The 13,942-nt window shown below is 40.9% G+C and carries 11 protein-coding genes; all 11 read right to left on the reverse strand.

Annotation, left to right across the window (positions count from 1 at the left end; translation table 11 throughout):
- Positions 1-16: 16 nt before the first annotated feature.
- Positions 17-1,792: an ABC transporter ATP-binding protein gene (locus HMPREF9703_RS06080; RefSeq protein ID WP_004636421.1), complete on the reverse strand. Its 1,776-nt coding sequence runs from the start codon at positions 1,790-1,792 to the stop codon at positions 17-19.
- Positions 1,782-3,545, reverse strand: a complete 1,764-nt coding sequence (locus HMPREF9703_RS06085; RefSeq protein ID WP_004636422.1) for an ABC transporter ATP-binding protein — start codon at positions 3,543-3,545, stop codon at positions 1,782-1,784. Before HMPREF9703_RS06085 ends, HMPREF9703_RS06080 begins: the two co-directional genes overlap by 11 nt.
- A gap of 229 nt (positions 3,546-3,774) precedes the next feature.
- Positions 3,775-4,209: a hypothetical protein gene (locus HMPREF9703_RS06090; protein ID WP_004636423.1), complete on the reverse strand. Its 435-nt coding sequence runs from the start codon at positions 4,207-4,209 to the stop codon at positions 3,775-3,777.
- Positions 4,210-4,418: 209 nt separating this feature from the next.
- Positions 4,419-5,813: a branched-chain amino acid transport system II carrier protein gene (brnQ, locus tag HMPREF9703_RS06095; protein ID WP_004636424.1), complete on the reverse strand. Its 1,395-nt coding sequence runs from the start codon at positions 5,811-5,813 to the stop codon at positions 4,419-4,421.
- Between the two features lie 306 nt (positions 5,814-6,119).
- Positions 6,120-7,046 (reverse strand): primosomal protein DnaI, encoded by a 927-nt coding sequence (dnaI, locus tag HMPREF9703_RS06100; protein ID WP_004636425.1) that lies wholly within the window; start codon positions 7,044-7,046, stop codon positions 6,120-6,122.
- On the reverse strand, positions 7,046-8,437 hold the full coding sequence (locus HMPREF9703_RS06105) for a replication initiation and membrane attachment family protein (protein ID WP_004636426.1): 1,392 nt from the start codon (positions 8,435-8,437) through the stop codon (positions 7,046-7,048). Before HMPREF9703_RS06105 ends, dnaI begins: the two co-directional genes overlap by 1 nt.
- Before the next feature lie 12 nt (positions 8,438-8,449).
- The gene (nrdR, locus tag HMPREF9703_RS06110) at positions 8,450-8,908 is read right to left on the reverse strand and encodes a transcriptional regulator NrdR (protein WP_004636427.1); all 459 of its coding nucleotides are present in this window, start codon (positions 8,906-8,908) and stop codon (positions 8,450-8,452) included.
- Positions 8,909-8,992: 84 nt separating this feature from the next.
- Positions 8,993-9,604, reverse strand: a complete 612-nt coding sequence (gene coaE / locus HMPREF9703_RS06115) for a dephospho-CoA kinase (RefSeq protein ID WP_004636428.1) — start codon at positions 9,602-9,604, stop codon at positions 8,993-8,995.
- Positions 9,604-10,437, reverse strand: a complete 834-nt coding sequence (gene mutM, locus HMPREF9703_RS06120; protein WP_004636429.1) for a DNA-formamidopyrimidine glycosylase — start codon at positions 10,435-10,437, stop codon at positions 9,604-9,606. Before mutM ends, coaE begins: the two co-directional genes overlap by 1 nt.
- Positions 10,438-10,475: 38 nt before the next feature.
- On the reverse strand, positions 10,476-13,136 hold the full coding sequence (gene polA / locus HMPREF9703_RS06125) for a DNA polymerase I (RefSeq protein ID WP_004636430.1): 2,661 nt from the start codon (positions 13,134-13,136) through the stop codon (positions 10,476-10,478).
- 376 nt (positions 13,137-13,512) lie between these two features.
- The gene (locus HMPREF9703_RS06130; RefSeq protein WP_004636431.1) at positions 13,513-13,848 is read right to left on the reverse strand and encodes a response regulator transcription factor; all 336 of its coding nucleotides are present in this window, start codon (positions 13,846-13,848) and stop codon (positions 13,513-13,515) included.
- Positions 13,849-13,942: the final 94 nt, after the last annotated feature.

The raw sequence follows: 13,942 nt of genomic DNA on the forward strand, positions 1-13,942 counted from the left end.
GTAGCTTTCTGATTAGTTAAGCATCTGTTGTTTGTAATTCGTACATATCATAATACATACCACCTTGTGCAATCAATTCATCGTGAGTGCCCGATTCAATAATTTCCCCTTGACGCAAGACATAGATGCGATCTGCTTCCTTAATAGTTGATAGACGGTGGGCAATTACAATCGTTGTCCGTCCTTGTCGCATATTAGATAACCCTTCTTGGATCATCATCTCAGTTTCCGTATCGATATTAGCGGTTGCTTCATCTAGAATCAGAATCGTTGGATCACGTAAAATGGTCCGCGCAAAACTAATTAACTGCTTCTCACCTGTAGAGAAGGAAGCTCCCCGCTCAATAACTTTTGACTGATACCCATCCTCTAAGTTATCAATAATCTTGTCAGCATTAACGAACTCAGCAGCTTTGCGCACCTCTTGATCGGTAAAGTCTCCATACATCGTAATATTATCGCGTACATTACCGTAGAACATGAAGCTATCTTGAAGTACTAAGCCCATTTTTTCGCGCAAGTCACTATCTTTAATCTCTTTAATCGACTGGTCATCAATTTTAATGCTTCCTCGATTAAATTCATAGAAGCGCATCAATAAGTTAATAATTGAACTCTTCCCAGAACCAGTCTGCCCAACTAGAGCGATTGTTTCGCCTGCTTCGGCAGTAATGTTGATATTTTTTAAGACATCATTCTCGCCATCGTAAGAGAAAGTTAAGTCAGTAATTTCAATTTTTCCAGCGGTCACTTCACCAGTTGCCTCTGGATTGGCATGTGGAGCTAAGTCATCTTTGTCAATTAAGTGAATAACTCGCGAGCCGGAAACAAGCCCATTTTGGAAGATACTTAAACTGTTCATAATCTCGCCGATTGGGTTGAAGAATTGCTTGGCATACTGTGTGAAGGCATAGAGCACCCCCACGTTAACTGCTATCCCACTCAAGTATTCTTGTCCGAACATGAGTAAAATAATCACTAACACAACCACTTCAATGAAGCTAATCGCTGGCATCAACAAGACGGCATCCATCTTAAACATCTTAATACGAGCATCAACATATTCTTGATTGACATTATCAAATTCTTCTTTTTTACGATCTGTTTGATTGAAATGTTGAATAGTCATCATCCCGGTAATTGACTCCGCAAGCTCTGTATTCACCTTGGACAATGCTTCCCGCATTCTTCCATAAATAACCGTACTTTTTTTCTGATAGATGTACATTAAGATAATCACTACCGGTAAGAAAGCCATAAAGATAAGCGCGAGTTTCACATCCAACGTAAACATCGCAATGGCAATCGATATCGCGTTAAACAAGCCATTCGCTACTTGCATAAAGACATTCCAAAATTCCTTGATAGTCTCCGTATCATTGGTCACACGAGAGACAACCGATCCATTCGGGGTTTGGTCGAAGTAGCGCATCTCCAAGTGAATAACATGTTCATAAATTGAACGGCGTAAGTTGGCTACTGTTTGTTCTGAGGCATTCTTGAAAAGATAATCCTTAATATAAGTCAATGCAAGTTTCGCTATCGTCAATCCCGCATAAAATAATAAGACCCGTACAAGTATCCCAACTTCGAACACATCATTCACTAAATATTGGTCAATATAGCGCTGAACAATAATGGGTAAATACGCATTAATTCCGGATACAACCGCCATCGCTATCAATGATAACGTAAAAACCTTCCAATAAGGTTGAGCAAATTGCAACAATCGCATCATAATCGAGAGGTTCTCCTTGAGCGAAAACGAAATCTGATAATCCTTACGCTCCATATTGATCCCCTCCTTCTACTTTTTCTTCTAGTTGTTGTTTTTGATACATCTTACTGTACCACTCATTTGATCCGATTAAATCATCATGTGTCCCTTTACCGATCACGCGACCTTGTTCCATCACTAAGATCAAGTCCGCATCCATCACCGAACTAATCTTATGTGAGGCAATAATTGTCGTACGGTTTTGGCGCAATTCTCTAAAGTTGGCCAAAATTTTATGCTCTGTCTGCGCATCCACCGCTGAGAGTGAATCATCTAAGAAGAGATAGTCTGGTTCCACGGCGAGTGCACGTGCAATCGAAATTCGTTGCTTCTGTCCACCCGAGAGAGCTACTCCTTTTTCTCCTACTTGCGTATCAAATTGTTCAGGGAAGCCCATGATATCTTCATATACATCGGACAATTTGGCAAATTCCGCTACTTGGTCCAAAGACAAGGACGGATTGCCGAAGCGAATATTTTCCGCAATCGAGTGCGAGAATAAGAAAGGCTCTTGTGCCACATAACCAATAGCCTCTGCCACACTATCAACCGCGTAATCCTTAATATCAATCCCGCCGTACGTAATCTGACCCTTATAATGATCATAATCACGCATCAGCAACTTAAAGATCGTACTCTTACCGGAACCAGTCTTACCAACCAATCCTAGCGTCTGCCCAGCCTTTAGTTCAAATTGGACATCTTCTAACAACACCGCTTCATCATCTTCATATTGAAATGACCGAACATCGAAGTGAATATCGCCCTTAATTGGCTCTCTGACAGGATTTTGAGCTTCTTTAATATTAGATTTATTATTAAGTAACTCTTGAATACGATCATAACTGACATTTCCACGTTCAAGCGTATTAGCTAAGAAACCAACTGCCAAGAGCGGCCACGTCATCATCGCTAAGTAACTAAAATAAGAAACTAGATTCCCAATCGTAATCCGACCGTTATAAATAAAATATGTCCCAAAAATTAAAGCTAACAAGTACGATAAACTCGTAATGGAATCAATCGCTGGTCGATAGAGTGAGTCAATTTTAAATACTTGTTTATTCATCTCCACAACATGTTCGATATCCTCAGAATAACTCGCATAGTCATCCTGCTCTTCACCGAATGCCTTAATCACTCGAATCCCAGAGACACTCTCCTGAACATGATCATTCACACGTGAAAAAGATTCCAATGACTTGCGGAATCTTGTATTAATGACCTTTCCAAGCTTTCGTGAGATAACAATCAGTAATGGGAACGGCACAATCGTCAGTAAGGTTAACTGCCAATCAATAAAGACAAACATACTGAACAGCGTCGTCGCACTTACGACAATCGAATCCGTCAATGTCAAAATTCCGCCCCCTGCCACGAATTTAAGTGATGCTAAATCATTCGTCGCATGCGCCATCAAGTCTCCTGTCCGATGCTCATGGAAAAACTCACTATCCATCTTCGTGAAATGATCGAACAACTTATTACGCATAATCGCTTCTAACATGGTTGAATTGGTAAATATTAAAGCCCGCCATGCATAACGTAACGCGTACATCAACACACCCAATCCAAAAATAATTCCAATTTGTAAATAAATATCGCTAGCTACCAATGTTCGCTCCGCCAAGGCATCAATCAAATTTCCGATAATGATTGGCGTTACCGCACTGGCTAGCGAAACAACGAGTAAACACACTACCGCTAAGCCGTATGTTTTCGCTCGGAGCTTAAAAAACCAATCTAATTTTTTGAAAATATCAAACATCTAATCCTCTTCCTTATCCTCTTTTGCCACTACCACATTGTATCACAAGTATCCATCAATCAATTAGATAAAAACTGAGTAAAACAAGTGATTAGACCACCTTAATTTCTCTTTATACAATGATTTATACATAAACACTCTGATAACCCATCAAAATTCACTGTTCTCACAGCGTTTACACATCTTTATTTTTTTATAAAAATAAAGTCATTCACTCACCTAAAACAATCTATTCGGCAACATAAAATTCTTTTGCCGTAAGCAATTCTAATTCTTCTAAATCAGTTAGCGAGGTGTCTGCTAACAAGCGCACTTTTATCCCTAATTGATCGCCCGCTGCCTGAGCCACTGCAATGTCGCTTGCTTCTGCAGTCAGTTGACTATATATGAACTGCAAAATCTGCTCGTGTCGTTGAATATAGTAAATATCACTGGTCTTGTTATATATTACATGAACTCCAGGACCTTCAGCTTTTTTATGAAAAGATTGACGGGTTATCCGAAATTTCTCCTCATAAAAATCCAAAAATTGTTGCGGAGTTAGCGCTTGTGTATCATGTAAAAACGGAGCATATTCATCATAATGATCCAAATCTTCAATATGAACGAGTGCTCCCCAAATACCAACAATCAAAAATAGTAATAAAATTAATACAATTCCCATTCTCATACTCCTTTACTTGATCACTCATCTTATAACAGATAGGACTCACTGAGTCGTGATATTTTTTCACTTACTTTTTTTTAGCTCCTTCTATTTTATCAAGGAATCGATAGGGATGCTAGTGTTTTTTTTAATATAATCTCATCTATCTTTAATGGCATTAAAATAAGCAGCGCTCAGTTTGCACTGGGCGCTACTTATTTTAAGCTTTATTCTGCTGTAGAGTGGTGACGATCTACCCGCTTCAAGCGCGGGCTCATAGTCATATAGAGGACATATGAAAGGACGAAGCCGATAACAGCTGGCACAACCCAACCCATTCCATATGCCATAAATGGAACAACCCGATCACTTGCATTGAAGAAGGGTTGCAATGTTGCAGTGTAATTTTCCAAAGAAGCCACTGTTCCTAAAGCTGCACGGATCCCATCCAATAAGCTAATCGGTAAGACGAATAAAATCGTTCCAATGTAGACAATTGGACTATCATTGAATAAGCGTGACAACAATGCGACAAAAATTAACGTAATTGCTAGTGGGTATAAAAACATCAAGACGGGTACCGCGAACGCAATAACATTTGTTAACCCGATATTGGCTAATCCACCTGCTAATAGACTGACTAAAACAACCCATGTTTTATAGCTAAAGCTGTTCGGGAACATCTCAACGAATGATTCTGAAATCGCAACTGTCAACCCAACTGATGTCTTCACACAAGCTAAGATGACCATCAATGCCAGCAAAATATTTCCTGCCCCTCCGAAGTAATGACGATTCACCGCACCGAGCGCCAATCCACCATTCTCGAACATTCCTAACGTACTGACACTACTCGCTCCGACAAATGCCATTGCCCAGTAAATAACCGCCATTAACAACAGCGAAATAACGCCTGATTTTGTCAATGAAATCGCCATTGCTTTAGGTTCACTCACACCTAATTGTTTTATCGTATTAATTACAACAACCCCAAAAGCTAACGACGCCAACGCATCCATTGTATTGTATCCTTCTAAAAATCCGGTAAAGAATGGTTGTTCGATATATTTATCAACGGCCATCGTACTAGTTGCTTCTCCCATTGGATTGAAGATTGCTGTCAGGAATAAAATAGCTAATACAACTAAAAAGGCTGGTGTTAGCCATTTCCCAACATATGTTAATACTTTTGTTGGATTAAGCGACATAAATAAAGACACGGCAAAAAATAAAATAGAAAAAATTGCTAAGCCCAATGTTTCAGCTGAATCGGGAACGAACGGTGTCATTGAAATTTCAAACGGAACCGTTGCTAATCGCGGAATCGCAAATAATGGACCAATTGTCATATAAAGCGCGACAGTAAAGATATACCCAAAAATAGGATGAACTTTACTTGCCATTTCGAAGACACTCTCTTTTCGACTAACACCGAGCGCCACAATTCCTAGAAACGGCACAATAACCCCCGTAATAATAAATCCTAATGTGGCTTGACTGAAATTAACGCCCGCATTCTGACCCATAAAAATCGGAAAAATTAAATTCCCGGCTCCAAAAAACATCCCAAATAACATCACACCAATCGTGATATAATGCTTTGTGCTTAATTTTTGTTCCATAAAATCACTCCTCTATATAATTAAGATGATTAGATCATCAACGCTATCCAAATCACACAAAAGGCCCCCCATCCTTGATAAATGGGAGGCCTTTAGTCCCATCCATCTCTCCGTACGAATAGGACTAAAACAACTTGAGAAAAAAATCTAAGTGTGTTAGTCCGATATTAAATAATAATCACAATAGCTTTCGTCTGAGTTTGCATGGGAATCTTTCCTTTGTTTTCTGAATTTTATTGATTTAATCTAATATGTTATTTATTTTAACTGGATTTTATACAAAATGCAAGCACAATTTTTATTTTTTTACGAATGGCGTTTGTTTTTTCCTTTAAGCTCGATTTCTTCAGCTAAGTATTTAATGCGCTCCATTATACGGCGGGCTTTCATCGGTTCGTGCGCTCCATTATTAGCCGTCGATAAGTGCTCATCTTGCAATTGCTGCATGCTTAAGTTGGACGTAAAAAATGTAGGTAAATTATATTGCATCCGATGTTGTAAGATAATTCCCAAAATATCATCACGAATCCACGTCGATAAAGATTCGGCCCCAATATCATCTAGCATCAACACTTCAACTGATTTGAAGTAATCTACCTTTTGATTAACCGAATTATCGCGAATTGATTCCTTCATATCCGTACAAAACGATGGATAATAAACTAACGCGACTGTATGTCCTTTTTTCGTTAAGGCCTTCGCTACCGCTCCTAATAAGAAGGTCTTCCCTACACCAAATGCTCCATGTAAATAAAGTGCCTTCTGATACTCTGCACTCTTCGGATCATATTGGGTAATGAAGTCCGTTGCTTTCACGATCGCTTCCTCACGTTGTTGCGTAAGCTCTAACGTATCAAAAGAAGCCCCTTGCACATCTGATTGCATATAAAATAAGTTCAAACGCTTCTTCTCAGATACTTGTTTTTGGCGCTGCTTTTCTTCTTTAGTTGGGACATATTCAATCTCAATTTGATTATTATGCCGCACTAAGACAGGATAATGGCCGGAGACTAAGCCGCGTTCATTGTGCTGAAATTTTTTCTTCTCATTTACAAATTCGTATAATATAGCTGAACTCCGGCGAATGACTTCTTCAGACAAATCTTGATGCTCATTCAAGAAGCCTTTCACATCAGTATCGGTAAAGACTTCTTCACGCAAGATCGCTTCGAACTGCTCCTGCATCTTGTTGTCTTTATCATAATATTTCAATAAATCACGCATACTCTCCATTATGATTCTCCTCTAGTTAAGTGGCTAATTTGTTGTAATTTTTGGCGCATTTCGGCTTCTTTCTCTGGGCTGAGGCGTTCTTCTTCTGCAACTGGATTACTTACCCAGTCCGGGAGCGACTCACGTTTTGACGATGTTCCTTTGTAGGATGAACGCGATTTATTGGTTCTTGGCTTGTTCGACGAGTTCTGTTGTCGATACAAGTCATAAATAAGCTTCATCGCTTCTTCTGGTGTTCGAATACCTTTTTGGGCCCAGTCATTGGCAATTTTGAGCGCATAATTTTTCTCTAACGTCGGATTATCTTTAATAATTAAAATATAACTCAGCAAGATATTAATGACTGGTGCTGTTAATCGGGACTGACTCACCAATTCCTTGATAGTCCATTTTTCTGATGAGGTAACGAACCCATGCCGTTGTTGCTTTATAGACTCTAAGTAGTCAAGCGGTGAATACGCATAGGCGACTTGGATCGACTCGATTGTCTCTGGCGAAAACCCTTGCTTAGCCAACGCTTCATCTGTTGGGCCATCGCTCTCAGTTGCTTGAGTGACTGCTTGGGATTTTTGGGTTAACTGATTCGAGCGGTTTAATTGTTGGATTTTACGGTTAAGGTTTCGCTCAAGAGTAGCCGCATCCACATTCCCCGTCTCAACGTCGGCTGTTTCCAAAATAATTTGCTGCATTTGTTGCTCATCGATGCCATACGTCACATGATAGATCGCAATAAGTTGGCGAATTTCGCTCGTAATCGATTGCACCTTTACAAAGTGTTGACTTAACCCTTGCTTGAAAAACTGCCAGTCAAAATCACTCTCAGCTTCCACTTGTTCCTTGACAGTTGACTGCTTGGGTGAATGAATGGGCTCTTGTGACACCACTTGACCATTATAATGATAGACATCTAAGAATGACTTTGTAATATTCCGGAACTGATCCGATATCTCATGGCCTTGTAATAATGTATGCTTCAACATGTCATAATGGGATTCCCCGATTTGTTGGTACAATAATGTCCGCAGAATGGGATCACTAAAAAATTCAGACGCTGATAAAGGAGGATGCACTTGATAAATATATTGATGCTGTTGATGCTTGTGCTGATATAAATCCAGTAGTCCCAAGGCTTCTAACTGACTACGCGCGTTAAAAAATGCTTCAATCCCTATATTATTCTCACTTAATAACCGCGACACCAAAATTTCAGATGATGCCTTCGGTGAGTAATAAAGTACTGATTTTAACGATAAATACAACGACACGGCCTGCCCACTCATCAGTGGCTTATACAGTGTACTGATTAGATAAGTATCTGCCTCTGTAATCGGTTGACTTAACTGGATCATCAGCTGATCTTTCGGATCAATATGTTGCCACGGATAACTCATCTAACTCCTCCATTACTTCTTCTTCTCTTCAAAAGCTTTCATCTCTTCCATAAAGACCCCAATATCCTTAAACTCACGGTATACACTGGCAAAGCGAATATAAGCCACATCATCAATATGTGCTAGCTGATCCATCACATATTTACCGATCTCGGTTGAATCCACTTCACTCTTGCCATCATCACGAATTTGGCGCTCTACTTGAGACACCACGGACTCCTGTACTTCAGCCGGAATAGGACGCTTCTCACACGCTCGCCTAATCCCGCGCAATAATTTCTCACGACTAAACTCTTCACGGTTCCCATTCTTCTTCACAACTAAGATCGCTGACTGTTCTGTCCGCTCGAACGTTGTAAAACGCGTACCACACTGTTCGCACTCACGGCGCCGTCTAATCGACTTCCCATCATCAGACGGTCGACTGTCAATGACCTTACTCCCATTATTTTTACATGTTGGACACTGCATGATGCCACTCCTCCTCATATACACCCTTTATTATACCACACTCTTGGCCATCAACTAGCGCCTCTTCTACCCAAAAACGATTAGCTAGCCATTAAACCCCAACTCAGATCTTGTCTGCAACCACTCAGTGACTTGTTGGATGGTTTGAGCGTGACTCCTGGAATTATCAATCACGTAGTCCGCCCGGCAACGTTTCTCCTCAATTGAAAGTTGTGCCTGAATTCGCAATTCCGCATCTGTTCGGGAGAGTTCATCGCGCGTCATCAATCGTTCTAACTGGACAGATTCTGGCGTATAGACAACCAGTACTTCATCCACTTTCTCCCCAAAATCTGTCTCAAACAACAACGGAATATCTAACACAATCAGCCTCTCACCTTGTTGCTTCAACCGTGCAATTTCTCGGTCCATCTCAGCTGCAATCAACGGATGGAGCAACTCATTCAACTGTTGCCGCTGCACCTTATCCCCAAAGATAATTTTGCCCAATGCTTGCCGATCTAGCTCACCGGTATCTAAAATGACGTGAGGTCCAAAGTGCTCTTTAATTAATGCTAAGCCCGGTTCTCCTGGCTGGACGACGCGACGTGATAAGTCATCGGCATCAATAACTGGAATCTCCTGTGCTCGTAAGTAGTTCGTAACAGTTGATTTCCCCGTTGCAATGCCTCCAGTTAGTCCTATAATCGTGGTCATTAAGCGCCTCGCTTTCGTTGACAATTCGGACAAAAATGCGTGCCTCGTCCACCCACTTTAGTCTTCTCAATGATTGTGCCGCATCGTGAACAACTTTCGCCATCTTTGCCGTATACCTGATGATACGCCTGATAATGACCGGCTTCACCGAACATATTAGTATAACTACGAATCGTTGAGCCTCCAGCTTTAATTGCTGCTTGCATAATAGAGATGATCGAATAATACAACTGCTGAATCTCCTCATCCGTAATCTCAGCTGCTGACATCTCAGGGTGAACATAGGCATCAAATAAAATTTCATCCGCATAGATATTCCCAATGCCTGCCACCATACGCTGATCTAAGAGAATATTTTTGATCGCAGTTGTTCGGCCACTTAGATACTCTTTTATGACGTGAGGGCTGAATGTTGCTGGCATTGGCTCCGGACCTAATTTTGTAAGGGATGGATGCTGGAACTCTTGACCGATCTCCAGCAACTCCATTCGCCCAAACTTGCGCACATCATGATAACGCAACTCTTCCTGCTCATCCAGTTCCAGGATAACATGCGTATGCTTGTGCACCGGCTGCTCCTTATCACACAAAAAATACTTTCCTTCCATCCGCAAATGAGACAAAAGCACATGTGTATCAAAATAGATCAACAAAAATTTCCCGCGACGATCTATTCGCTGACATACTTGACCAATAAGTGATTGTTTAAATGCCTCTATATCATCATGCCGAATGATCTTAGACCACATCACCTCAATAGCTGTTACACGCTTCCCCACAATACTTTGATCTAATCCTCGCTTCACCGCTTCGACTTCTGGTAATTCTGGCATCTATATCCTCCTCTTCATCATCTCAGTTACTATTATGCTTACTTCGCTTCATACCAATTGTCGCCAGAACTGCTAGCAACTTGTAGCGGGACATCCAGTTCAACCACATGTTCCATGACATCACTAACTAACGCTTCTAATTCAGCCAATTCTGATTCCGGTGCTTCGAAGATTAATTCATCATGAACTTGCAAGAGCATCGTTGCTTTCAGGTCTGATGCTTTCAGTCGTTTTTGCATCTCAACCATCGCCACTTTAATAATATCAGCTGCACTGCCTTGAATAGGCGTGTTCATCGCTGTTCGCTCCGCAAATGACCGCACGTTGAAATTTCTCGAATTAATATCTGGTAAATAACGACGACGGTGGTACAGAGTTTCTACGTAACCTTTGTCCTTCGCTTCACGGATGGATTGATCGATATATTCCTTCACATTCGGGAAGCGACTAAAGTACGTATCAATATACTCTCGTGCTTCTTTTCGCGTAATACCTAAGTTCTCCGATAGACCATAATCACTAATCCCGTAGACGATTCCGAAGTTAACCGCTTTGGCATCGCGACGTTGATTTGCTGTCACTTCTGCCGGTGACTCTAGATCGAAGACTTTCATCGCAGTTGTCGTATGGACATCTTGATCATTCAGATACGTCTCAATTAAAGCTTCATCTTCCGACATATGGGCAAGAATACGCAATTCAATCTGAGAATAATCTGCCCCGAAGATCTTCCATCCATCTTCTCTTGGAACAAACGCTTGGCGGATCTTCCGCCCCATCTCAGAACGCACCGGAATATTTTGCAGATTCGGATCAACTGAACTTAAGCGACCTGTCCGAGCCACGGTTTGACCATAACGCGTATGGATTTTGCCATCTGCTTCGATTACATCCAACAAGCCTTCCACATAGGTTGACTGGAGTTTCGCAATGGTTCGGTACTCCAGAATCAGCTTAGCAATGGGCGCATAGGACGTCATCTTTTCCAGGACATCTTGCGCAGTAGAGTAACCCGTCTTCGTCTTACGAATCGGCTCATAGTTCAACTTATCTTCACTGAACAGTACATCACTCAATTGTTTCGGAGAATTAATATTGAATGATTCGCCTGCTTCTGCATAAATCTTAGCCTCAATCTCTTCTAATACGTCAGCGAATTCTTCCTTCATAGTCTCCAAACGATTCGCATCCGTCGTAATACCTTGAATCTCCATCTCACCTAAGACATGAGCAAGCGGTAATTCAATCTCTTCGAACAGGGCTAACTGATCATTATCCGCCAATTCCACTGTTAACTGCTCTGCTAAGGCATCAATTGCTGTTACTTTACGGGCTACATGCTCATACATGACTGTTTTATCATTAGGAATACTTACTTTTTTCCCTTTACCGTAGACCGCTTCATCTTCTAACACATCCACATATCCATGTTTGTTGGCAATAGCCGCCACGTCGCCTCCACTAGAATTCTCAGCGGTCAATACATACGATGCCAACGATAAATCAAAAGTAATATTAGCAATCTCCAATTCACGTTGCTTCAAGGATACCATTAATGCTTTCGCATCGTACGTATACTTCCGGGCTGACTCATCTTCTAGCCAATCTTGGAAAGCCTTGGAAGCTAATAACGTCTCTGGCTCAGCTACATAGACTTTCTTCTCATTAGTCCAGCTCGCAATAATATAAGGTGCCGTATGGTAATTCTCTTCGAACATTTCAAAATACAGCGTCCCGCTCTGTCCGAACATTGCTTCCGTTACTTCTTCAACCCATTCATATTCGACCGCTTCTGCTTCATCTTGTAATTCTTCGAAGTACACATCCGTATCTAACTTTTCTAAATGACTATTGAAGTCCATTTCCTTATAGAAGCCAATCAACGCCTCCATATTTTTCCCCGAATAAGCTAATGACTCCGGTGAAATCTCAATAGGCGCATCAGTAATAATCGTCGCCAATTGCTTGCTGAGTAGCGCTGTTTCTTTCTCAGCGATTAAATATTCCTTGCGCTTAGAAGCATTCATCTCATCAATACGTTCATACAATTCTTCTACTGTATGGAACTTCTTCAACAACTTAAGTGCCGTCTTATCTCCAATCTGTGTCACACCTGGAATATTATCCGAAGAATCCCCCGATAATCCCTTCAGATCGGTAATTTGTTCTGGGGTAATCCCCATCTCTTCCATCATTGATTCCGGCGTATACGACTCCAACTGCGTAATCCCCTTCTTCGTAATATCAACCCGGGTCTGATCACTGGCCAGTTGCGTCAAATCCTTGTCTCCCGTAATAATGACGACTTCGAATTCATCTGATGCTTGAGTACTTAAGGTTCCGATAATATCATCCGCTTCATAATCCGGCAATTGATACGTCTGTAGACCATACGCTGCAATTAATTCCTTCAAATAAGGTATCTGTTCGGATAACTCAGCCGGCATACTCTCACGACCACCCTTATAATCATCAAACAACTCATGCCGAAAAGTAGTCTTCCCCGCATCGAATGCCACTAATGCATGCGTCGGTTGTTCTTTTTCCATCACTGCTTCTAACATATTATGGAACCCATAGAGTGCATTCGTATGTAGCCCATTCTTATTCTTCATCCGGTGCAACTGACTATGCATCGCATAGAACGCCCGGAACGCAATACTATACCCATCAATTAATAACAATTTCTTCTTTGACATCGATTAACTCCCCTATATTATCTCATCTTCCCTATCGTCAATTCCTATTTTACCAAAAGAACACGCTCGTATAAACCCTAGTGATTGACTCATTTTTATTAGCTCATTTAAAAAGTCAAATTCCACCGTCTGCCCGCCGTAGAACTTGACTTTTTATTGGTCTATAATCTTTTCAAAAGATAAAACAACTTAAGAAGAAATTGAATACATGCGAGGGATGAGCTTGTAGCCCTATCTAATGTATGACAGCACCACAATACGACTAAAATAATCCCTTAAAATGATGTGACCCCAAAAAATTAGAATTATTCACTCTAACTCTTGGGGTCAGTACATAATTACTGAGACTTTATCTATTTATTCATAATATCTTTTATCACTTCAAATAACCTAATTCTCTGGCTTTCTGAAGCGCTTCAATCGTAGAGTTCACTTCTAGCTTATCCATAATACTCTGCATATGATTGGTCAACGTGCGCTCAGAAATATACATTTCTTCAGCAATTATTTTCCTCTTCCTCCCAGTCGCGATAGCTCCTAACAACTCTCGCTCGCGTGGTGTCAACTCATCAATAAACCAATTCTCCGTTGTAAAATACCGCCCACCATCTTTCACATGCTTGAGTATGCTCAATAAATCTTCGGTATCAATATTTTTATTGACAAATCCACTTAATTCCAATTTATGCGCCTGATATTCATAGACCGGCAAATCAAATCCTATTATGAAAGGGTTTGGTCTGTCGATGTTTATTTTTGGATCGGTGAAATCCCTATCATATCAAGGGGTTAGCGATTCGAAATTT

Source organism: Dolosigranulum pigrum ATCC 51524 (assembly GCF_000245815.1).
Lineage (GTDB): Bacteria > Bacillota > Bacilli > Lactobacillales > Carnobacteriaceae_A > Dolosigranulum > Dolosigranulum pigrum.